At 67.0% G+C, this 20,812-nt stretch carries 18 protein-coding genes and 1 tRNA gene; 15 read left to right on the forward strand and 4 right to left on the reverse strand.

The genetic code is table 11. The features are described from left to right. Window positions 1–7 precede the first annotated feature (7 nt). Window positions 8–1,414, forward strand: a complete 1,407-nt coding sequence (rimO, locus tag ACMGEZ_RS03950) for a 30S ribosomal protein S12 methylthiotransferase RimO (RefSeq protein ID WP_436820953.1) — start codon at window positions 8–10, stop codon at window positions 1,412–1,414. An 81-nt stretch (window positions 1,415–1,495) separates the two neighbouring features. Here rimO and ACMGEZ_RS03955 read toward each other — a convergent pair. Next, window positions 1,496–1,580, reverse strand: a tRNA-Leu gene (locus ACMGEZ_RS03955). A gap of 74 nt (window positions 1,581–1,654) precedes the next feature. Between ACMGEZ_RS03955 and rnr the strand changes: the two genes are divergently transcribed. Both rnr and ACMGEZ_RS03965 read left to right on the forward strand, forming a co-directional pair. Next, window positions 1,655–3,946 carry a ribonuclease R gene (gene rnr, locus ACMGEZ_RS03960; protein WP_436820954.1) on the forward strand — a complete coding sequence of 764 codons (2,292 nt, stop codon included), beginning with the start codon at window positions 1,655–1,657 and terminating at the stop codon, window positions 3,944–3,946. 13 nt (window positions 3,947–3,959) lie between these two features. Further along, window positions 3,960–4,721 carry an SDR family oxidoreductase gene (locus ACMGEZ_RS03965; RefSeq protein WP_436820955.1) on the forward strand — a complete coding sequence of 254 codons (762 nt, stop codon included), beginning with the start codon at window positions 3,960–3,962 and terminating at the stop codon, window positions 4,719–4,721. 9 nt (window positions 4,722–4,730) lie between these two features. Here the strand turns inward: ACMGEZ_RS03965 and ACMGEZ_RS03970 are convergent, their stop codons facing one another. The 3 genes from ACMGEZ_RS03970 to ACMGEZ_RS03980 are packed head-to-tail and all read right to left on the reverse strand — an operon-like array spanning window position 4,731 to window position 8,842. Beyond that, on the reverse strand, window positions 4,731–6,182 hold the full coding sequence (locus ACMGEZ_RS03970) for an NAD(P)H-hydrate dehydratase (RefSeq protein WP_436820956.1): 1,452 nt from the start codon (window positions 6,180–6,182) through the stop codon (window positions 4,731–4,733). Between the two features lie 27 nt (window positions 6,183–6,209). Further along, window positions 6,210–7,466, reverse strand: coding sequence for a D-amino acid dehydrogenase (locus tag ACMGEZ_RS03975; RefSeq protein WP_436820957.1), 1,257 nt, complete (start codon window positions 7,464–7,466; stop codon window positions 6,210–6,212). Continuing rightward, window positions 7,463–8,842, reverse strand: coding sequence for an amidase (locus ACMGEZ_RS03980; RefSeq protein WP_436820958.1), 1,380 nt, complete (start codon window positions 8,840–8,842; stop codon window positions 7,463–7,465). The genes ACMGEZ_RS03975 and ACMGEZ_RS03980 overlap by 4 nt, the downstream gene beginning before the upstream one ends. Before the next feature lie 181 nt (window positions 8,843–9,023). Here ACMGEZ_RS03980 and rpsB point away from each other — a divergent pair, with 181 nt between their 5' ends. From rpsB to fabZ, 12 genes are all read left to right on the forward strand, one after another. Continuing rightward, window positions 9,024–9,779: a 30S ribosomal protein S2 gene (gene rpsB / locus ACMGEZ_RS03985; protein ID WP_436820959.1), complete on the forward strand. Its 756-nt coding sequence runs from the start codon at window positions 9,024–9,026 to the stop codon at window positions 9,777–9,779. Window positions 9,780–9,891: 112 nt separating this feature from the next. Continuing rightward, window positions 9,892–10,818 (forward strand): translation elongation factor Ts, encoded by a 927-nt coding sequence (gene tsf, locus ACMGEZ_RS03990; RefSeq protein WP_436820960.1) that lies wholly within the window; start codon window positions 9,892–9,894, stop codon window positions 10,816–10,818. 89 nt (window positions 10,819–10,907) lie between these two features. After that, window positions 10,908–11,630: a UMP kinase gene (pyrH, locus tag ACMGEZ_RS03995; protein ID WP_162581118.1), complete on the forward strand. Its 723-nt coding sequence runs from the start codon at window positions 10,908–10,910 to the stop codon at window positions 11,628–11,630. A 19-nt stretch (window positions 11,631–11,649) separates the two neighbouring features. Beyond that, window positions 11,650–12,210, forward strand: coding sequence for a ribosome recycling factor (frr, locus tag ACMGEZ_RS04000; RefSeq protein ID WP_436821362.1), 561 nt, complete (start codon window positions 11,650–11,652; stop codon window positions 12,208–12,210). Between the two features lies 1 nt (window position 12,211). Continuing rightward, window positions 12,212–12,949, forward strand: a complete 738-nt coding sequence (gene uppS, locus ACMGEZ_RS04005) for a polyprenyl diphosphate synthase (protein WP_436820961.1) — start codon at window positions 12,212–12,214, stop codon at window positions 12,947–12,949. A gap of 5 nt (window positions 12,950–12,954) precedes the next feature. After that, entirely contained in the window at window positions 12,955–13,800 is an 846-nt protein-coding gene (locus ACMGEZ_RS04010) for a phosphatidate cytidylyltransferase (protein WP_436820962.1), read from the forward strand. A gap of 5 nt (window positions 13,801–13,805) precedes the next feature. Continuing rightward, window positions 13,806–14,987: a 1-deoxy-D-xylulose-5-phosphate reductoisomerase gene (gene ispC, locus ACMGEZ_RS04015; protein WP_436820963.1), complete on the forward strand. Its 1,182-nt coding sequence runs from the start codon at window positions 13,806–13,808 to the stop codon at window positions 14,985–14,987. A 25-nt stretch (window positions 14,988–15,012) separates the two neighbouring features. Continuing rightward, a complete protein-coding gene (gene rseP, locus ACMGEZ_RS04020) occupies window positions 15,013–16,383 on the forward strand; it encodes an RIP metalloprotease RseP (protein ID WP_436820964.1) in 1,371 nt (456 codons plus the stop codon). 38 nt (window positions 16,384–16,421) lie between these two features. Then, window positions 16,422–18,839, forward strand: coding sequence for an outer membrane protein assembly factor BamA (gene bamA, locus ACMGEZ_RS04025; protein ID WP_436820965.1), 2,418 nt, complete (start codon window positions 16,422–16,424; stop codon window positions 18,837–18,839). Next, the gene (locus ACMGEZ_RS04030; RefSeq protein WP_162587244.1) at window positions 18,839–19,366 is read left to right on the forward strand and encodes an OmpH/Skp family outer membrane protein; all 528 of its coding nucleotides are present in this window, start codon (window positions 18,839–18,841) and stop codon (window positions 19,364–19,366) included. The genes bamA and ACMGEZ_RS04030 overlap by 1 nt, the downstream gene beginning before the upstream one ends. Window positions 19,367–19,380: 14 nt before the next feature. Beyond that, complete coding sequence (gene lpxD / locus ACMGEZ_RS04035; protein ID WP_436820966.1) at window positions 19,381–20,367, forward strand: UDP-3-O-(3-hydroxymyristoyl)glucosamine N-acyltransferase; 987 nt, start codon at window positions 19,381–19,383, stop codon at window positions 20,365–20,367. Continuing rightward, a complete protein-coding gene (gene fabZ / locus ACMGEZ_RS04040) occupies window positions 20,364–20,807 on the forward strand; it encodes a 3-hydroxyacyl-ACP dehydratase FabZ (RefSeq protein WP_162575259.1) in 444 nt (147 codons plus the stop codon). The genes lpxD and fabZ overlap by 4 nt, the downstream gene beginning before the upstream one ends. Window positions 20,808–20,812: the final 5 nt, after the last annotated feature.

Raw genomic sequence — 20,812 nt, forward strand, 5'->3', positions numbered from 1 at the left:
GGGGGTTATGAGCGAAGTAGCCTCCCCTGAACGCATTGCCGCGCCGGCCACCCCCAAGGTGGGATTCGTGAGCCTCGGATGTCCCAAGGCACTCACGGACTCCGAGCTGATCCTGACCCAGCTGAGCGCCGAGGGCTACCAGACCTCCAAGACCTTCGAAGGCGCAGACCTGGTGATCGTCAACACCTGCGGCTTCATCGACGACGCCGTCAAGGAAAGCCTCGACACCATCGGTGAGGCGCTGGCCGAGAACGGCCGCGTGATCGTCACCGGCTGCCTGGGCGCCAAGACCGGTGAGGCGGGTGGCAACCTGGTGCGCCAGATGCATCCGAGCGTGCTGGCCGTCACCGGCCCCCATGCAACCCAGGAAGTGATGGACGCGGTGCATGCGAATCTGCCCAAGCCGCACGACCCCTTCATCGACCTGGTGCCGCAGGCCTTCGGCGTCGCAGGCCTGAAGCTGACGCCGCGGCACTATGCCTATCTCAAGATCAGCGAGGGCTGCAATCATCGCTGCACCTTCTGCATCATTCCGTCGATGCGCGGCGACCTCGTGTCGCGGCCGGTTGGCGACGTACTGAGCGAGGCCAAGGCCTTGTTCGAAGGTGGCGTGAAGGAGCTGCTGGTGATCAGCCAGGACACCTCGGCCTACGGCGTAGACCTCAAGTACCGCACCGGCTTCTGGGACGGCAAGCCGGTCAAGACGCGCATGCTGGAACTGGTGCGCACGCTGGGTGAGATCGCCGAGCCCTACGGCGCCTGGGTGCGGCTGCACTACGTGTACCCGTATCCCAGCGTCGACGAGGTCATCCCGTTGATGGCCAGCGGTCAGGTGCTGCCTTACCTCGACGTGCCGCTGCAGCACAGCCATCCGGCGGTCCTGCGGCGCATGAAGCGGCCTGCCAGCGGCGAGAAGAACCTGGAGCGCATCGCGCGCTGGCGCGAGCTGTGTCCCGAGCTCGTCGTCCGCAGCACCTTCATCGCCGGTTTCCCCGGGGAGACGGAAGAGGAGTTCGAGCATCTGCTCGACTTCATCCGCGAGGCCGAGATCGATCGCGCAGGCTGCTTCGCCTACAGCCCGGTCCAGGGAGCAGCCGCCAACGATATCCCCGGCATGCTGCCGGAGGCGGAGCGAGAGGCGCGCCGCGCGCGCTTCATGGAAGTCGCCGAGGCGGTGTCGATCGCCAAGCTGCGCCGGCGCATCGGTGCCACGATGCAGGTCCTGGTCGATTCAGCGCCGGGGCTCGGGCGCAAGGGCGGCGTGGGTCGGACCTACGCCGATGCGCCCGAGATCGACGGCACCGTGCGGCTGTTGCCGCCCGAGAAGATCAGCAAGACCTTGAAGGTCGGTGACTTCACGCGCGCACGCATCGTCGGCGCCGACGGGCACGATCTGGTCGCGCTGCCCGTCTGATGCGGTTTTCGACGGACAAGAAAAAAGCCACCGGAGGCCGGTGGCTTGAATCGAAGATGGTCCAGAGGGATTATCTAAACTTGGTGCCCAGAAGAGGACTCGAACCTCCACGATGTTACTCGCTAGTACCTGAAACTAGTGCGTCTACCAATTCCGCCATCTGGGCCCACTTGCTGCACGGAACAAGTCCTTGCAACAGGTTTTGAATTTCAGGAAAGAAAGAGAGTATATATCAAAAATTTGAGCCACTCCGGCGGACTGCTGGACGAAGTCGAAGGGACGGTGCAGGGTCATCGCGACGGACACGGTTTTGTGCAGCGCGATGATGGCGAAGCCGACATTTATCTGCCTCCCAACGAGATGCGCGCGGTGCTGCACAAGGACCGCGTCAAGGCGCGCGTTGTGCGCCAGGATCGCCGCGGGCGGCCCGAGGGTCGCGTGGTCGAGATCATCGAGCGGCCCGAGCAGCCGATCATCGGCCGGCTGCTGCACGAAGGCGGCATCTGGCTGGTCGCGCCCGAGGACAAGCGCTACGGCCAGGACGTGATGATCCCCAAGGGCGCGACCGGCACCGCAAAGGTGGGCCAGGTGGTGGTCGTGCAGTTGACCGAGCCGCCTGCGCTGTTCGGCCAGCCCGTGGGCCGCGTGAAGGAGGTGCTCGGCGAGATCGACGACCCCGGAATGGAAATCGAGATCGCTGTGCGCAAGTACGGCGTGCCGCACGAGTTCTCCGAGGCCTGCCTTGCCGAGGCCAAGGCGCTGCCCGACAAGGTGCGTGCCATCGACAAAAAAGACCGGGTCGATCTGACCGATGTTCCGCTCGTCACCATCGACGGCGAGGACGCTCGCGACTTCGACGACGCCGTGTACTGCGAGCCTGCAAAGGTGGGCCGCGGCAAGGGCTGGCGCCTGTTGGTCGCTATCGCTGACGTCAGTGCCTATGTGCACACCGGCTCCGCCATCGACATCGACGCCTATGACCGTGCGACCAGCGTCTACTTTCCGCGCCGCGTGATCCCGATGCTGCCGGAGAAGCTGTCCAACGGCCTGTGCTCGCTCAACCCCGAGGTCGAGCGCTTGTGCATGGTGTGCGACATGCTGGTGACCGCCGAGGGCGAGATCTACGCGTACCAGTTCTATCCGGCAGTGATGTGGAGCCATGCCCGCTTCACCTATACCGAGGTGGCCGCGATCCTCGGCAATACGCGCGGCCCCGAGGCGGCCAAGCGCAAGGAGCGGGTGAAGGACCTGCTCAACCTGCACGATGTCTACCGCGCGCTGCTCGCGCAGCGAAGCAAGCGCGGCGCTGTCGACTTCGAGACCACCGAGACGCAGATCATCTGCGACGAGGCCGGCCGCATCGAGAAGATCGTGCCGCGCACGCGCAACGAGGCGCACCGCATGATCGAGGAGGCGATGCTTGCGGCCAACGTCTGCAGCGCCGACTTCATCGCAGAGGGCAAGCATCCGGGCCTGTACCGCGTGCACGAGGGCCCGACGCCCGAGAAGAAGGAGATCCTGCGCGGCTACCTCAAGGCCATGGGCGTGGGACTGTCGATCACGGACGACCCCAAGCCCGGCGAGTTCCAGGCCATCGCCCAGGCGACCAAGGAGCGGCCCGACGCGCAGCAGATCCACACCATGCTGCTGCGCTCGATGCAGCAGGCGATCTACACACCGATCAACAGCGGCCACTTCGGCCTGGCCTACGAGGCCTACACGCACTTCACCAGCCCGATCCGGCGCTACCCCGACCTGCTTGTGCATCGCGTGATCAAGGCCATCCTGGGCAAGACCAAGTACCAATTGCCAATGCTGCCGACCCCGGGCGAGGCACATGCCAAGCTCGCCAAGCGGCTGGCGTCGCGGGTCAAGTCGCCGACCGCCAAGCCGCAGAAGGTCACGGTCGCGCCGAGCAAGGAGGTGCTGGCGTGGGAGGCGGCGGGCCTGCACTGCAGCGCCAACGAGCGGCGCGCCGACGAAGCCAGCCGCGACGTGGAGGCCTGGCTCAAGTGCAAATACATGCGCGAGCATCTGGGCGAGGAGTACGGCGGCGTGGTCACTGCCGCCACCACCTTCGGCATCTTCGTCACGCTCGACGCGATGTACGTGGAGGGCCTGGTGCACATCACCGAGCTCGGCGGCGAATACTTCAAGTTCGACGAGCAGCGGCAGGAACTGCGCGGCGAGCGCACCGGCATCCGCTACGCCATCGGTACCCGCGTGCGTGTGCAGGTGAGCCGTGTCGACCTCGATGGCCGAAAGATCGACTTCCGCCTGGTGCGCGAGGGCGAGGAGCTGAGCTCGCGCGCCTTGAAGGACAAGGGCCTCGCGACCGGAGGCGTGCCCGCCAAGGCCTCGACCAAGCGCAGTGCACGCAAGAAGCCCGAGCCGTCTGCCGCCGAGCGCGGCGATCGCAGTGAGCGCGGCGATCATGCTGCCAGCGCGGCGCCGCAGTCGGCGATGCAGGCTTTCCGTACGGCCGTCAAGAAGGCCGCCAGCAAGATGAAAGGGCGCAAGCCGCGCCGTTGAAGGAGAAGCGAAGATGGGTGCAGAGAAGAGGAGTCGCATTGCGATCGTCACGGGCGCCGGAACCGGCATCGGCCGCTCCGCCGCGCTGGCGCTGCTGGGCGACGGCTGGAGCGTGGTGCTGGCGGGCCGTCGGCTGGAGCCGCTGGAGCAGGTGGCCGACGAATCCGGGGCCGGTGCGCGCGCTTTCGCCGTGCCGACGGACGTGGCCAATCCCGAGTCTGTGCAGGCGCTGTTCGCCGCCGCGGTGGAACGCTTCGGCCGGGTCGATCTGCTGTTCAACAACGCCGGCGTCGGCAACCCGCCGGGCCCCTTCGAGGAATGGACGCCGGAGCAGTGGCGCGGCGTGGTCGACATCAACCTGAACGGGATGTTCTATTGCATCCAGCAGGCTTTCCGGACCATGCAGGCGCAGACGCCGCGCGGCGGCCGCATCATCAACAACGGTTCGATCTCCGCGACTGCGCCGCGGCCCAACTCCATGGCCTACACGGCGACCAAGCATGCGGTGGAAGGGCTGACCAAGACGGCTTCGCTCGACGGCCGCAAGCACGACATCGCAGTGGGCCAGATCGACGTCGGCAACGCGATGACCGAGCTGGCCGCGCGGATGACCAAGGGCGTGCCGCAGGCCAACGGCGAGATCGCGATCGAGCCGGTGATGGACGTGTCCATCGTCGGCCAGTCGGTGCTGTACATGGCAAACCTGCCGCTGGAAGCCAACGTGCTGTTCCACACGGTCATGGCGACCAAAATGCCCTTCGTCGGGCGCGGCTAGGCCTTTGCTTCAGGTGCGCGCGAGCGCGCCAGCGGTGAGCGGCACGCCGGCAGGCCAGTGGTCGGCGAGGTTGCCGTGCCGCCAGACGGCCTCGCAGCTGGCCGCCGTCGGCGGCCGGCCGGCTGCCAGTGCGGCGCCGATCATGCCGGCCAGCACGTCGCCGGTACCCGCGGTTGCGAGTCGTGCGTTGCCGGTCGGGTTGATCGCCGGCACTTCGCCGGCCGCGGCAACGATGGTCCCGGAGCCCTTGAGGACGACCGTCGTGCCGAATCTCTCAGCCAGCTGCTGCGCGGCGCGCAGCCGGTCGGCTTGCACCTCGGTTGTCTTGATTGCCAGCAGGCGCGCGGCCTCGAGCGGATGGGGCGTGAGGACCGTCGGGCGGTGCGAGCGGGCGCGTGCGGCAAGCAGCCCCTGCAAGGCGGCGTCGGCGGCGATGGCATTGAGCGCGTCGGCATCGAGCACCAGCGCCTGCGCTTCCTGGAGCACCCGCGGCAGCGCATCACGTACGGCCGTGCCGCCGCCGCAGCCGCAGACCACGGTCATGTCCGCCAGGTCCAGCGCGTCCGGTCGCCGGAACATCAGCTCGGGCCGCGAGGTGTCGAGCGGCGCGAGTGCGGCATCCAGAGGCGCGACGTAAACGCGGCCCGCGCCCGCATGCAGCGCCGCCGTGGCCGCCAGCAGGGCTGCGCCCGCCATCCCGGGAGCGCCGCCGATCACCGCGACGTCGCCGTAGCTTCCCTTGTGGGAGGTGTGCGGTCGCGGCAGGGCCTGCGGCTCGCCGGGGAGCCGGGCCGTGGGCCGTTCGGTACCCGGCATCGCGTCCAGGTCGTCGAACCACAGCTCGCCGGCGGCGTCCCGCCCTTGCCCCGTAAAAAGGCCGGGCTTGAGCGTCAGCAGGCTGAGGCACAGGCGGCGGACCCCGACCGCAGCAGGAGCGAGGAAGTCCAGCGCCAGCACGCCTGTATCGGCATTCAGGCCCGAAGGCGTGTCCACGCTGAACACGGGGGCCGGGCCGGCGTGCATGCGCCGCAGCCAGTCGGCCATGGGCCCTTCGGGCGAGCGCGCGCCGCCGAGGCCGAGCAGGGCGTCGATGACCAGATCGGCATGCGCCGGTGGCGCGTCTACGAACTGCACCCCGGCATCACGCGCACGTTGCAGCGAGGCGGCCGCGTCGGGCGGCAGGCGGGCGTCATTGCCGATGCGGGTGACGACCGGTGCGAAGCCACGGTGCTGCAATTGAGCCGCCGCCTCGAGGCCGTCGCCCCCGTTGTTGCCAGGGCCGCAGGCGATCCAGATCGTGCGCGCGTGCGGCACCGTCGCCATTGCGAGCCGCGCGACCGCAAGGCCGGCTCGCTGCATCAGCGTATGCGGGGGCAGGGCGGCCGCCACGGCCTGTTCGATCCGGCGCGAGGCTGCGATATCGAACAGCGGGGCGGCGGTGGCGGCGGTGATGCGTTGCATGGCGGGGCGCTCCGATCCGGATGGCCCCTAATGTTGCAGCAAACGCTCGATGCCCAGCCCCTCGAGATCGATGCCCGGGTCGCGGCCTCCCATCAGGTCCGCCAGCACCCGCGCGCTGCCGCAGGACAGTGCCCAGCCGCTGGAGCCGTGCCCAAGGTTGAGCCAGACGCCCGGGACGCCGCTCGGCCCGATGATGGGCGGGCCGTCTGGAAGCATCGGCCGCGCGCCCTTCCATTGCTGGACGCCTGCCTGTAGCGTGACGGCACCCGGAAACCAGTCCTGGAGCACCTTGTAGAGCGTCCGCAGCGCGTCGGGATGAAGGCTGTCCAGCGAGCCGCCGAGTTCGGCGCTGCCCGCAACGCGCACACGCAGGCCCAGGCGGGAGATGGCGACCTTGTAGCGCTCGTCCATCACGGCACTGCGGGGGGCGTTGAGCGGCTCGCGGATGTTGGCGCTGATGGAATGACCGTAGACCGGCGCGACCGGGATGCGAAGGCCGAGTGGCCGCAGCAGCTCGGCCGATGCCACCCCGGCGCATATCACGACGGCGTCGAAGTGGTGGCCCTCGGAGCCGCTGGCCAGCCGTAGCTCGGTGGGCGCGGCGCGGCTGAGCGGTGCGAGGTCGCAGTTGAAGTGGAACTGGGCGCCCAGCGCCTCGGCCTCCCACTTGAGCAGCAGGGCGAACTGGCGACAGTTGGCTACCTCGTCGTCGGGCAGATGGATGGCGCCCGCCAACGCGGTCTCGGTGCTGAGCGCGGGTTCGATCCGGCGCGCCTCGTCGGCGTCCACCTCGCGGAAGCTGCTGCCGGCCTGCCGGAGCACCTCGAGGCCGGCCTGGATCAGCTTCTTCTCGCGCTTGGACCGCATCAGCACCAGGTAGCCATTGCTGCGTTCGTAGCTGAGCTCGCGCGCCTCGGTGATCTCGTGCAGCCGGGTGCGGCTGTAGAACGCCAGGCGCTGCATGCGCGCGCGGTTGGCCAGGTAGGTTTCGAGCTGGCAGGCGCGCTGCCAACGCGCCATCCAGGCGAGGTCGCGGCCGGTGAGCGGCCAGCGCAGCTTGACGGCGCCGTGCGCGGAGAGCAGCGAGCGCAGCACCTTGACGCGCATCCCCGGGGCAGCCCACGGCGTGACGTAGCCGGGCGCCACCACGCCGGCATTGGCGAAGCTGGATTCCTCGGCGGCGGCGCCGCGGCGCTCGAAAACCATGACTTCATGTCCGTCCGAGGCCAGTTCCCAGGCGGTGGTGACGCCGATGATGCCGGCGCCCACGATCGCGATCTTCATTCGGTTCTTTGAGATGTGATGAGAGGCGGCGCCCGCTCGAGGCCCTGACGGATCGCCTTCAACTCGCGTTCCACCTGCACCGAGACCGCCAGCACCGCATCGTCATGCAGCGCGGCATGCCAGAGCATGAGGCCGACGGGCAACTCGCCCTCGGCATGGCAGGGCAGCGAGAGAGCGCAGCCGTCGAGCATGTTGACCACTGACGGGTTGCGCAGCAGCAGTGTGTTGACGCGGAAGAAGGCCTCGTCGCGCTCCGCGCCCGGAGCCACCTCGGCCAGCGGCGGCGCGACCAGCGGCACGGTGGGCGACAGCAGGGCGTCGAAGGGGGCTAGAGCGGCTTCCATGCGGGCGATCCAGCCGCGGCGCGCATGGATGAGTTCGATGTATTCGTGCGCCTTCATGGTCGCGCCCTTGATGATGCGCTGAGCCACGCGCGGGTCGTAGCCGGCGCCGCTGCGCTCCAGCAGCAGCCGGTGCCAGGCATAGGCTTCGGCGGCGGAGAAGCCGCCGGTGGCATTGATCGACCGAAGGTCGGCCAGCTCGGGCAGGGCAATCTCCTCGATACGGGCGCCGGCGGCGCGCAGGCTGCGCATCGTACGCTCGAAGGCGTAGGCCACGGCGGGCTCGATCTCGTCGAAGAACAGGTCCTTGACCACCGCGAGCCGGTAGGCGGAAAGCGGCGCCGTGCCGGCGGTCACGCGGCGTGCGGCCAGGATCTCGTGGGCAGCAATGGCGTCGCGCACCGAGCGCGTCATGGCGCAGACCGTGTCCAGCGTGGTCGACAGCGGCAGGGCGCCTTCGGTCGGCACCAGCCGCGCGGTGCTCTTGAAACCCACGATTCCATTAAGCGCCGCCGGGATGCGGATCGAGCCGCCGGTGTCGGACCCTAGCCCGATGAAGGCTGCGCCGCTGGCCACGGAGATCGCGGCGCCCGAGGAGGAGCCGCCGGGAATGCGCTGCGTCGTCGCATCGCACGAATTGACGGGTGTGCCGTGATGCGGATTGACGCCCACTCCCGAAAAAGCGAACTCGGTCATGTTGGTGCGGCCGATCAGCGCGCCGCCGGCAGCGCGCAGGCGGGCCACGGCCGGCGCGTCGGCCTTGGCCGACGGTGCGTGGGCCAGCACCACAGAGCCGGCCGGCGTGGGCTGGCCGGCGAGATCGAACAGGTCCTTGGCTGAAAAGGCCAGGCCGGCCAGGGGTTGTGCGGGCCGTGCCGCCGCCGCTGCCTGGCGCGCTTCGTCGAACAGCGGCCGGGTGAAGACATGCTCGCAGGCCGGGGAGGTGGCGGCGGCGAGGGAGTGCTCCATCTCGCTGCGCGCGTCCGAGGTGCCGGCCAGCAGGGAAAGGCGGGTGGCGTGCAGGTCAGGGCGCATGGTGTGGAGGGCCGCGGAGAAGGGGGAGAAGAGTGGTGGGTGCTATACTCTGCGGGTTTCACTCTGGGTCTTTTCCCAGCGCAAAACAAATCCGCAAACCAGCCCATTCGAGGTGTTGCAGTCCTCGCGAGAGGATCGCAAAACGGGCTGGATTTTAGACCCAACCTTTGGAGTTATTCCTATGTCGACGACCATGCGCGAAATGCTGGAAGCCGGTGTCCATTTCGGTCACCAGACGCGCTTCTGGAACCCCAAGATGGCACCGTACATCTTCGGCCATCGCAACAAGATCCACATCATCAACCTGGAAAAAACGCTTCCGATGTTCCAGGAAGCGATGAAGTACGCCAAGCAGCTCACCGCCAACCGCGGCACCATCCTGATGGTCGGTACCAAGCGCCAGGCCCGTGAAATCGTGGCAGCCGAGGCGCGCCGCGCCGGCGTGCCCTACGTCGACACCCGCTGGCTCGGCGGCATGCTGACCAACTTCAAGACCGTCAAGACCTCCATCAAGCGCTTGAAGGACATGAAGGCCCAGCAGGAAGCCGGCCTCGACAACCTCAGCAAGAAAGAGCAGTTGACCTTCACTCGCGAGATCGAGAAGCTCGAGAAGGACATCGGCGGCATCCAGGACATGAATGCGCTGCCCGACGCCATCTTCGTGATCGACGTGGGCTTCCACAAGATCGCGGTGGCCGAGGCCAAGAAGCTGGGCATCCCGCTGATCGGCGTGGTGGACTCCAACCACTCGCCCGAGGGCATCGACTACGTGATCCCGGGCAACGACGACTCGTCGAAGGCTGTCACGCTGTACGCTCGCGGCATCGCCGATGCAATCATCGAAGGCCGTTCCAGCGCCGCCAGCGATGTGGTCAAGGCCGTGGCCGAGGGCAATTCCGATGAATTCGTCGAAGTCGAAGAGGGCGCTTCGGCCTGATTCGCGCTCGCAAGCGCCTGAAGAAGGGGCTTCGATGCCCCTTTTTTTTAACTTGATTTTCGCGGCGCCCGGTGCGGGCCGCCGCAACTGCTAAACCGAACGGAGAAACCAGATGGCAACAATCACCGCAAGCATGGTCGGCGAACTGCGCGCAAAGACCGACGCCCCGATGATGGAATGCAAGAAGGCCCTGACCGAGGCCGACGGCAACATGGAAAAGGCCGAAGAGCTGCTGCGCATCAAGCTGGGCAACAAGGCCGGCAAGGCTTCCAGCCGTATCACGGCCGAGGGCGTGGTCGCAGCCTATGTCGAAGGCGGCGTGGGCGCCATGATCGAGATCAACTGCGAAACCGACTTCGTTTCGAAGAACGACAGCTTCCTCGCACTGGCCAACGCGGCGGCGATGCTGGTCGCCAAGCACAACCCGACCGACCTGGCCGCGCTGGCCGCGCTGCCCTACGAGCAGGACAGCTTCGGCCCGACGCTGGAAGACGTGCGAAAGGGCCTGATCGGCAAGATCGGCGAAAACATGAGCTTCCGCCGCTTCAAGCGCTTCGCCGGCAACGGCAAGCTCGCCTCCTACCTGCACGGCACGCGCATCGGCGTGATGGTCGAGTTCGAGGGCGACGACACCGCAGCCAAGGACGTGGCGATGCACATCGCCGCCATGAAGCCGGTCTCGATCGCGAGCTCGGACGTGCCGGCCGAACTGATCGAGAAAGAACGCGCCGTGGCCGCCGGCAAGGCCGAGGAAGACCGCAAGGCGGCCGAGGCGGCCGGCAAGCAGCCGCAGCCCGCCGACATCGTCGCCAAGCGCATCGAAGGCGGCGTGCAGAAGTACCTCAAGGAGGTTTCGCTGCACAACCAGCCCTTCGTGAAGAACGACAAGCAGACCGTGGAGCAGATGCTCAAGGCCGCCAACACCTCGATCAAGAGCTTCACGCTCTACGTCGTCGGCGAGGGCATCGAGAAGAAGGTCGACGACTTTGCCGCCGAAGTGGCGGCCCAGGTCGCGGCCGCGAAGGCGGCGGCTGCCTGAGCAGCGCCATCGGGCGGCGCGCGCAGCGCGCTGCCGCTTCTTCACACGCACGTTTTACACTCGCCCCGCCACCTCAAAAGGAAACCTCCATGCTCGAAACCCGCCCGGCCCACAAGCGAATCTTGTTGAAGCTGTCGGGCGAGGCCTTGATGGGTGACGATGCCTTCGGCATCAACCGGGCGACCATCGTCCGCATGGTCGCGGAGGTGGCCGAGGTGGTGAACATGGGGGTGGAAGTCGCCGTCGTGATCGGCGGCGGCAACATCTTCCGCGGCGTGGCTGGTGGCTCGGTGGGCATGGACCGGGCAACAGCCGACTACATGGGCATGCTGGCGACCGTCATGAACGCGCTCGCCTTGGCGGACGCCATGAACAAGCAGGGGCTGATCGCGCGGGTGATGTCTGCCATTGCCATCGAGCAGGTGGTGGAGCCCTACGTGCGCCCCAAGGCCCTCCAATACCTCGAAGAGGGCAAGGTCGTGATCTTCGCGGCCGGCACCGGCAACCCCTTCTTCACGACCGATACCGCCGCCGCCCTGCGCGGCGCCGAGATCGGCGCGGAGCTGGTGCTCAAGGCCACCAAGGTGGACGGCGTTTATACCGCCGACCCGAAGAAAGACCTGAGCGCGACGCGCTATTCGCGCCTGAGCTTCGACGAGGCCATTGCACAGAATCTCGGCATCATGGACGCCACGGCTTTCGCGCTGTGCCGCGACCAGAACCTGCCGATCAAGGTGTTCTCGATCTTCAAGAACGGTGCGCTCAAGCGCGTCGTGATGGGCGAGGACGAAGGCACGCTGGTGCATGCCTGAGGAGTAAGAGAAGATGACTATGACCATTGCCGACATTCGCAGTGCGACCGACGCAAAGATGAACCAGTCGATCGCCGCTTTCCAGAACAACCTCACGAAGATCCGCACCGGGCGTGCCAACCCCGCGCTGCTGGATACGATCCATGTGGAGTACTACGGCTCCTCGGTGCCGCTGTCGCAGGTGGCGAACGTGTCACTGATCGACTCGCGCACGATCAGCGTCCAGCCCTGGGAAAAGGGCATGGGAGCCAAGATCGAGAAGGCCATTCGCGAGAGCGACCTTGGACTGAACCCGGCTTCGATGGGCGACCTGATCCGCGTGCCGATGCCTCCGATGAGCGAGGAGCGCCGCAAGGAGATGACCAAGCTGGTTCGTACCGAGGGCGAGAACGCCAAGATTGCGACGCGCAACCTGCGCCGCGACGCCAATGATGCGATCAAGAAGCTGGTCAAGGAGAAGCTGGCGTCGGAAGACGACCAGAAACGCGCCGAGGCCGAGATCCAGAAGGTGACCGACCGCCATATCGCGGAAATCGACCGCTTGGTCGCCGCCAAAGAGGCGGAGATCATGGCCGTCTGAGATGAGCAATCCGAGCGCCGCCGTGCCCCATCACATCGCCATCGTCATGGATGGCAATGGCCGCTGGGCCACGCGCCGCTTCCTGCCGCGGGTGGCCGGCCACAAGCAGGGCGTCGAGTCGCTGCGCCGCTGTGTCAAGGCATGCGCCGATCGCGGCGTCGCCGTATTGACGGTGTTCGCCTTCTCCTCCGAGAACTGGAACCGCCCGGTCGAGGAGGTGTCGGGGCTGATGGACCTGATGGTCGTTGCGCTCGGCCGGGAGGTCCCGAAGCTGAGCCAGGACGGCGTGCGCCTGCATTTCGTGGGCGAGCGTGGCGGCCTGTCCGAGAAAATCGCGGCCGGGCTGCTGCAGGCCGAGGCCGCCACGGCTCACAACACGCGGCTGATCCTCAATGTCTGTTTCAACTACGGCGGGCGCTGGGATATCGCGCGCGCAGCGGCCCAACTCGCCGCGCGTGGCGAGCCGCTGACCGAGGCCAACCTCGACGCGGCAATGGCGCTGTCGCACGTGCCCGATCCCGACCTCTTCATTCGTACCGGCGGCGAGCAGCGGCTGTCGAACTTCCTGCTGTGGCAGAGCGCCTATGCCGAGCTCTTCTTCAGCGATCGCCTCTGGCCCGAGTTCGACGAAGCTGCGCTCGACGAGGCCATCGAGGCCTTCCGGCGCCGCGAGCGCCGCTTCGGCCAGACCTCCGCTCAGGTGGCAGGCGGCACGCGGCGCGATCCGCAAGCCGCCTGAGCGCAATGCTCAAACAACGCATCATCACTGCGGTCGTTTTGCTGGCGATCCTGCTGCCGGCCCTGTTCTATCCCTCGCACGTGCCCTTCGCCTGCGTGATGCTGGTCCTGGTGGTTGCCGCCGCCTGGGAATGGGGACGGCTCAACGGGCACGGCCCGCGCATGTCGCTGTTCTTCGGCGTGGAAATCTTCGCACTGTGCGCGCTGTCCTGGTGGCTGGGACTGCTCGACCGGTCGTTGCTGGCGGTGTGGATCCTCGCGAGCGCAGCCTGGGTTCTGGGCGGCGCCGCCTTGCTGCGAGTCGCCGTGCCAGGCTGGCCCCGGGTGCCCCGGGCCATGCGCCTGGTGGGCGGTCTGCTGATGCTCTGGGTGGCATGGCTGGCCGCGGTCCAGGCCCGCATGGTCGGCATCAACTTTCTGCTCTCCATTCTCGTGCTGGTGTGGGTGGCCGACGTGTTCGCCTATTTCGCCGGCCGCACCTTCGGGCTGCGCTTCACCCGCGGAAAGCTGGCGCCGAGCATCAGCCCCGGCAAGAGCTGGGAGGGCGTCTGGGGCGGCATGCTCGGCGTGATCGTGCTGGCATTGTGCTGGGTCTGGGCCGACTCGGCCGCACGGCCGGCGGTGGCCAGCCTCTACACCCGGCTGGCCGAGCGCGGCTGGTGGCTGCTCCTGATCGGCGTGGTCTTCCTCGCCGCGATGAGCGTGGTGGGCGACCTGGTCGAATCGCTGATCAAGCGCAGCGCCGGCGCCAAGGACAGCAGCGCGCTGCTGCCCGGCCACGGTGGCGTGCTCGACCGGGTCGATGCGCTGCTGCCTACACTGCCCATCGCCATGATGCTGGCTTTTCTATGAACGGCATGAAACGACAACGCATCACCGTGCTCGGCTCGACCGGCTCGGTCGGCGTGAGCACGCTCGACGTGATCGCACGGCATCCCGAGCGCTTCGAGGTGTTCGCGCTGTCGGCGTCCACCAAGGTCGATGAGATGCTGGCCCAGTGCCATCGCTTCGCGCCGAAGTTCGCGGTCATGGCCAGCGCGCCGCATGCCCGGCTGCTGGTCGACAAGCTCAGGCACAACGGGCTGCGCACCGAAGTGCTGCAGGGCGCCGGCGCCATCGAGTCCATTGCCTCGCACGAAGACTGCGATGCCGTGATGGCTGCCATCGTCGGCGCCGCAGGCCTCGGGCCCTGCCTGGCCGCCGCGCGTGCCGGCAAGCGGTTGTTGCTGGCGAACAAGGAAGCCCTGGTGGTCGGCGGCGAGCTCTTCATGCGCACGGTGCGCGAGGGCGGGGCGACGTTGCTGCCGATCGACAGCGAGCATTCGGCCATTTTCCAGTCGCTGCCGGAGGACCCGGCCACCTGGCCTCGCCGCATCGACAAGATCATCCTGACCGCTTCCGGCGGGCCGTTCCGCACGCGGTCGCCGGACACGCTGGCCGCGGTGACGCCGGAGCAGGCCTGCGCCCATCCGAACTGGGTGATGGGCCGCAAGATCTCGGTGGATTCGGCCACCATGATGAACAAGGCGCTCGAGGTGATCGAAGCGCGCCACCTGTTCGGCGTCGCGCCGGAGCGGATCGAGGTCGTGATCCATCCGCAAAGCGTGGTGCACTCGATGGTGCAGTTCACGGACGCGTCGGTGATCGCGCAGCTCGGCACCCCCGACATGCGTGTGCCCATCGCCGTCGGCCTGGCCTGGCCCGAGCGCATCGAGAGCGGCGCGGCGCAGCTCGACTTCCGGCAACTGGCGGCGCTGACTTTCGATGCACCCGATGCGCAGCTTTTCCCCGGCCTGGGGCTGGCATGGCAAGCGCTGCGCGCCGCGCCGGGCACGACCGCCGTGCTCAATGCGGCCAATGAGGTCGCAGTCGACGCCTTCCTGCAGCATCGCCTGCGCTTCGACCGCATCCATGCCGTGAACATGGAAACTTTGGAGGCGGTGCTGCCCTCCAACCCGGCATCACTGGCCGATCTGCTGGCTTTGGACGCCAGTGCGCGGGCGGCGGCTGATGCGGCCGCGCTGCGCTTCGCGGCCTGACCCACTCCCAAATCCAGGGGACACAATGCTCACCGTCGTCGCCTTCATCGTCGCCCTGGCTCTGCTGATCGCCGTGCACGAGTACGGCCACTACCGCGTTGCGGTGGCCTGCGGCGTCAAGGTGCTGCGCTTCTCCATCGGGTTCGGCCATACGCTCTTCAGCTGGAAGCCAAGGCGCCAGCATCCTGGCCAGGACACGGAGTTCGTGATCGCCGCCTTCCCCCTTGGCGGCTACGTGAAGATGCTCGACGAGCGGGAGGGACCTGTGGTGGCGGAAGAGCGCCACCGCGCCTTCAACACCCAGCCGCTGCGATCACGCGCAGCCATCGTGGCCGCGGGGCCGATGGCCAACCTGCTGCTGGCGGTGGTGCTTTACACGGCCGTCAACTGGATCGGCGTCGAGGAACCTGTCGCCAGGCTCGCGCGTCCGGTGGCAGCTTCGTTGGCCGAGCAGGCGGGCCTGCGCGGGGGCGAGCATGTCGCCCGCGCTGGCTTCGACGGCGAGCTCGAGCCGGTGCAGTCCTTCGAGGATCTGCGCTGGCGCATCACACGCGGCGCGCTCGATGGCCGCGACCTCACGCTCGAGATCGCGGGCGAGGGCGGGCGGCCCGCCCTCGAGATCGTGCTGCCGCTCAGCCGGGTCAATGCCAAGGACGCGGACGCGCAGATGTTCCGCAGGATCGGCGTAGTCGCGCCGCTGACTCGTCCCGAGATCGGCGAGTTGATGGCAGGCAGCGCGGCCGAGCGCTCGGGTCTGCGCAGCGGCGACTTGGTGACGGCGGTGGGGCCCACTGCCATCGTCGACGGGCAGCAGTTGCGCGAGGTGATCCGCGCCTCCGTCGATGCCGGCCAGCCGCGCACTCAGATCTGGCAGGTCGAGCGCGGCGGCCAGTCGGTACGCCTCGAGGTCACGCCCGAAGTGCGCGAGGAGGGCGGCAACAAGGTCGGCCGCGTGGGCGCCTATGTGGGCTCGCCACCGGAGATGGTGACGGTGCGGCAGGGCGTGGTCGACGGCATCTGGCGCGGCTTGGTGCGCACCTGGGAGGTGTCGGCACTCACCGTGCGGATGATGGGCAAGATGTTGATCGGCGAAGCCTCGATCAAGAATCTCAGCGGGCCATTGACCATCGCGGACTACGCAGGCAAGTCCGCCAGCCTGGGACTCACCCAGTACCTCGTGTTTCTCGCGCTCATCAGCGTGAGTCTCGGCGTGCTGAACCTCATGCCGCTGCCGGTCCTCGATGGAGGACACCTGATGTATTATCTTTGGGAGGGCCTGACCGGCAGGAGCGTCTCCGACGCTTGGATGGAACGGCTCCAGCGCGGCGGTGTCGCGCTGCTGCTGGTCATGATGTCGATCGCCATCTTCAACGATGTGACTCGACTCTTTGGTTAACTATCTGTCGGCCCTTTGCGCGCCGGCTCAAATCACAGATGAATAAGAAATTCAGTCGCTTTCGCCTGCGCAGCGTTTCCATGCTGATTGTCAGCGCGCTCTCGGCTACTGCCGCCTGGGCCATCGAGCCCTTCACGGTGCGCGACATCCGGGTCGAAGGCCTCCAACGCGTCGAGCCCGGCACCATTTTTGCCTCGCTGCCTCTGCGCGTCGGCGACACCTACAACGACGAGCGCGGCTCGGCCGCCATCCGCGCGCTGTTCGACCTGGGTCTCTTCAAGGATGTGCGCCTCGACGTCAGCGGCGACGTCCTCGTCGTCATCGTCGAGGAGCGTCCCACCATCGCCGACGTCGATTTTGTCGGCACCAAGGAGTTCGACAAGGCGGCCCTGCAGAAGGCGCTGCGCGACGTCGGTCTGGCCGACGGCCGCCCCTACGACAAGGCCCTGGCCGACCGCGCGGAGCAGGAGCTCAAGCGCCAGTACATCAGCCGCAGCCTCTACAACGCCCAGGTCGTGACCACCGTCACCCCCATCGAGCGCAACCGCGTCAACCTCACCTTTACCGTCACCGAGGGCGAGCCCGCGCGTATTCGCGAGGTCCATATCGTCGGCAACAAGGCCTTCAGCGAGGGCACCCTGCTCGATCTCTTCGACCAGGATGCAGGCGGCTGGATGAGCTGGTACACCAAGAGCAACCAGTACTCGCGCGCCAAGCTCAACGCCGACCTGGAGACTCTGCGCTCCTACTACATCACGCGTGGCTACCTGGAGTTCCGCATCGATTCGACCCAGGTGGCCATCTCCCCGGATCGCCAGGACCTGAGCATCACCGTGAACATCACCGAGGGTGAGAAGTTCGTTGTGGCCGGCGTCAAGCTCGAGGGCAACTATCTCGGGCGTGACGACGAGTTCAAGTCCCTGGTCACCATCCGACCCGGCGAGCCCTACAACGGCGAGCAGGTGAACGAGACCACCAAGGCCTTCACCGATTACTTCGGCACCTTCGGCTACGCGTTCGCGCGCGTGCAGGCCGAACCGGAGATCGATCGCACGAACAATCGTGTGACGCTGACCCTGAAGGCGGAGCCCTCGCGGCGGGTCTACGTGCGGCGGGTGATGATCGGCGGCAACAACAAGACGCGCGACGAGGTGATCCGGCGGGAGTTCCGGCAGTACGAGGCCTCGTGGTACGACGGCGACAAGATCAAGTTGTCGCGCGACCGGGTGGACCGCCTGGGCTTCTTCACGGACGTGAGCGTCGAGACGCAAGAGGTGCCGGGATCGCCCGACCAGGTGGACCTGACGATCAACGTGGCCGAAAAGCCGACCGGGACGTTGCAACTGGGCGCCGGCTTCTCGAGCGCCGAGAAGGTGTCCTTCACCTTCGGCATCGCGCAGGAGAACGTCTTCGGCTCGGGCAACTACCTGGGTCTGCAGGTCAACACCAGCAAGTACGCCCGCACGCTCTCGCTCACGACCACCGATCCGTACTTCACGAAGGACGGCATCTCCCGCAGCTTCAGCCTGTACCACACCACCACGCGGCCCTACTACAGCGTCGACGGCGACTACCGGTTGGTCAACGAGGGCGGCACGATCCGCTTCGGCGTGCCGTTCAGCGAGGTCGACACCGTCTTCTTCGGCATCGGCCTGGAACGCTTCCGCTTCGATCCGGGCGGCAACGTCGCCTACTTGACGCCCCAGTCCTATCGCAACTATTTCGGCTGCTCGACCAACCCGCAGGGCCTGGTCGCCGAATGCACCAACGACAACGTCTGGGGCGTGCCGCTGACCGTCGGCTGGTCGCGCGACGACCGCGACAGCGCGCTGGTCCCGACCCGCGGCAGGCTGCAGCGGGCCAATCTCGAGATCGGTGCCGGCGGCGATATGAAGTACTGGAAGTCCAGCTATTCGTACCAGCAGTTCTTCCCGATCACCAAGCAGTACACCTTCGCGATCAATGGCGAAGTGGGTTATGCCAAGCCCATCGGCAACAAGCCCTTCCCGATCTTCAAGAACTTCTACGCCGGCGGACTGGGGTCGGTGCGCGGCTTCGAGCAGAACTCGCTCGGCCCGCGCGACGCGCCGCTCTTCGGGCAGACCGAAGGGGCGGCGCTCGGCGGCACCAAGAAGGCCATCTTCAACATGGAGCTCAGCACCCCTTTCCCGGGCGCCGGGAACGATCGCACGCTGCGGCTCTACGGCTTCTTCGACGTCGGCAATGTGTTTGCGGAGTCGCGCCCCACGGGCATGACGGACGCCCAATGGAAGGCGCAGCAGAAGCTGCGCGCCTCGGTCGGCGTGGGTATCAGCTGGATCTCGCCGCTCGGCCCTCTGCGCCTGGCCTATGCATTCCCCGTCCGGCAGCAGAAGGAAGACTTCAGCGATCCCTTGCACCCCATCCCGAAGGATAGAATTCAACGCCTGCAATTCCAGATCGGAACCTCCTTCTAATGACTCCCTTGCTTCGTGCCGCCGGTGCGCTGCTGATCCCCGCTTTCGCGCTCGTGGGCACGCCCGCGCACGCGCAGGAAACCTTCCGCATCGGCTTCGTCAATCCCGATCGCGTGCTGCGCGAGGCGCAACCTGCCAAGGCTGCCCAGGCGAAACTCGAGTCGGAATTCCTGAAGCGCGAGAAGGACCTGCAGGCGCAGGGCGAAGCACTCAAGGCCGCCTCCGAGAAGTTCGAGCGCGAGGCGCCCACCATGTCGGAGAGCCAGCGCACCTCCCGCCAGCGCGCCCTGGTCGATCAGGACCGCGACTTCCAGCGCCGCCGACGTGAATTCCAGGAAGACCTCAACGCGCGCAAGAACGAAGAGCTGCAACAGGTCTACGAGCGCGCCAACCGCGTGGTCAAGCAGGTGGCCGAGGCCGAGAAGTACGATGCGATCCTGCAGGAAGCGATCTACATCAATCCCAAGCACGACATCACCGAAAAGGTGATCAAGGCGCTGAACGCGTCCGTTGGCAACGGCAAGTGACGCCGTGAACCCGTGTGGCACTGCGGCTAGGCGCAATCGTTGAAGCCCTCGGCGGCGAACTGCAGGGCGATCCTGCGTTGTCGATCGAGCGCCTCGCGCCGCTGGCGACTGCACAGGCAGATGCGCTCAGCTTCCTGAGCCATCCCAAGTACCAGAAAGAGCTTGCGGCCTCGAAAGCCGGCTGCGTCATCGTTTCGCCCGCGATGCGGGAGATCGCGGCCCGGCGCGGCGCGTTCATCCTGACGCCTGATCCCTACCTCTACTTTGCCCGTTTGACCCAGCTGTGGAAGCAGTCCCACGCCAGGCCCGAGGGCGCGCGCATCCACCCCAGCGCGGTGATCGACCCCGACGCGCACATCGACCCCAGCGCCCGCATCGGTGCGTTGTGCGTGGTCGAGCGAGGTGCGCGCATCGGCGCCCAGACCGTGCTGAAGTCCAGGGTGACGGTGAGCGAGGACTGCACGGTCGGCGCGCGCTGCCTGCTGCATCCCGGCGTGGTGATCGGGGCCGACGGCTTCGGCCTCGCGCCGCACGAGGGCGCCTGGGTCAAGATCGAGCAGCTCGGCGCGGTGCGCATCGGCAATGACGTGGAGATCGGCGCCAATACCTGCATCGACCGGGGCGCGCTCGAGGACACGGTCATCGAGGACGGCGTCAAGCTCGACAACCTGATCCAGATCGGCCACAACGTTCGCGTGGGCCGGAACACCGCCATGGCCGGCTGCGTCGGCGTGGCGGGCAGCGCCGACATCGGCGCGAATTGCACCATCGGCGGCGGCGCGATCGTGCTGGGGCACCTGAAGATGGCCGACGGAGTCCACATCTCGGCCGCGACGGTGGTCACGCGCTCCATTCTCAAGCCGGGCCAGTACACCGGCGTGTTTCCCATCGACGACAATGCCGCCTGGGAGAGAAACGCCGCCACCCTTAAACAACTGCACGCCCTGCGGGAGCGCCTCAAGGCGCTGGAAAAATCGGCGATGCAGGACAAGCAATCATGACGCTCGACATCCATCAGATCCTCAAACTACTGCCCCACCGCTACCCCTTCCTGCTGGTGGACCGCGTGCTCGAGATGGAAAAGGGCAAGCGCATCAAGGCGCTAAAGAACGTGACCATGAACGAGCCGTTCTTCAACGGCCACTTCCCGCATCGCCCGGTGATGCCGGGCGTGCTGATGCTCGAAGCGATGGCGCAGGCGGCGGCGCTGCTGTCCTTCCATTCGTTGGACATCGTTCCGGACGACAACACCGTGTACTACTTCGCCGCCATCGACGGCGCGCGCTTCAAGCGCCCCGTGGAGCCCGGCGACCAGCTGACGCTCGAGGTCGAGATCGAGCGCATGAAGGCGGGCATCTCCAAGTTCAAGGGACGCGCCCTGGTCGGCAGCGAGTTGGCCTGCGAAGCCAGCCTGATGTGCGCAATGCGCCAGATCAGCTGATCGTG

The organism is Variovorax stachyos (assembly GCF_051400855.1).
Classification (GTDB): Bacteria; Pseudomonadota; Gammaproteobacteria; order Burkholderiales; family Burkholderiaceae_C; genus Variovorax.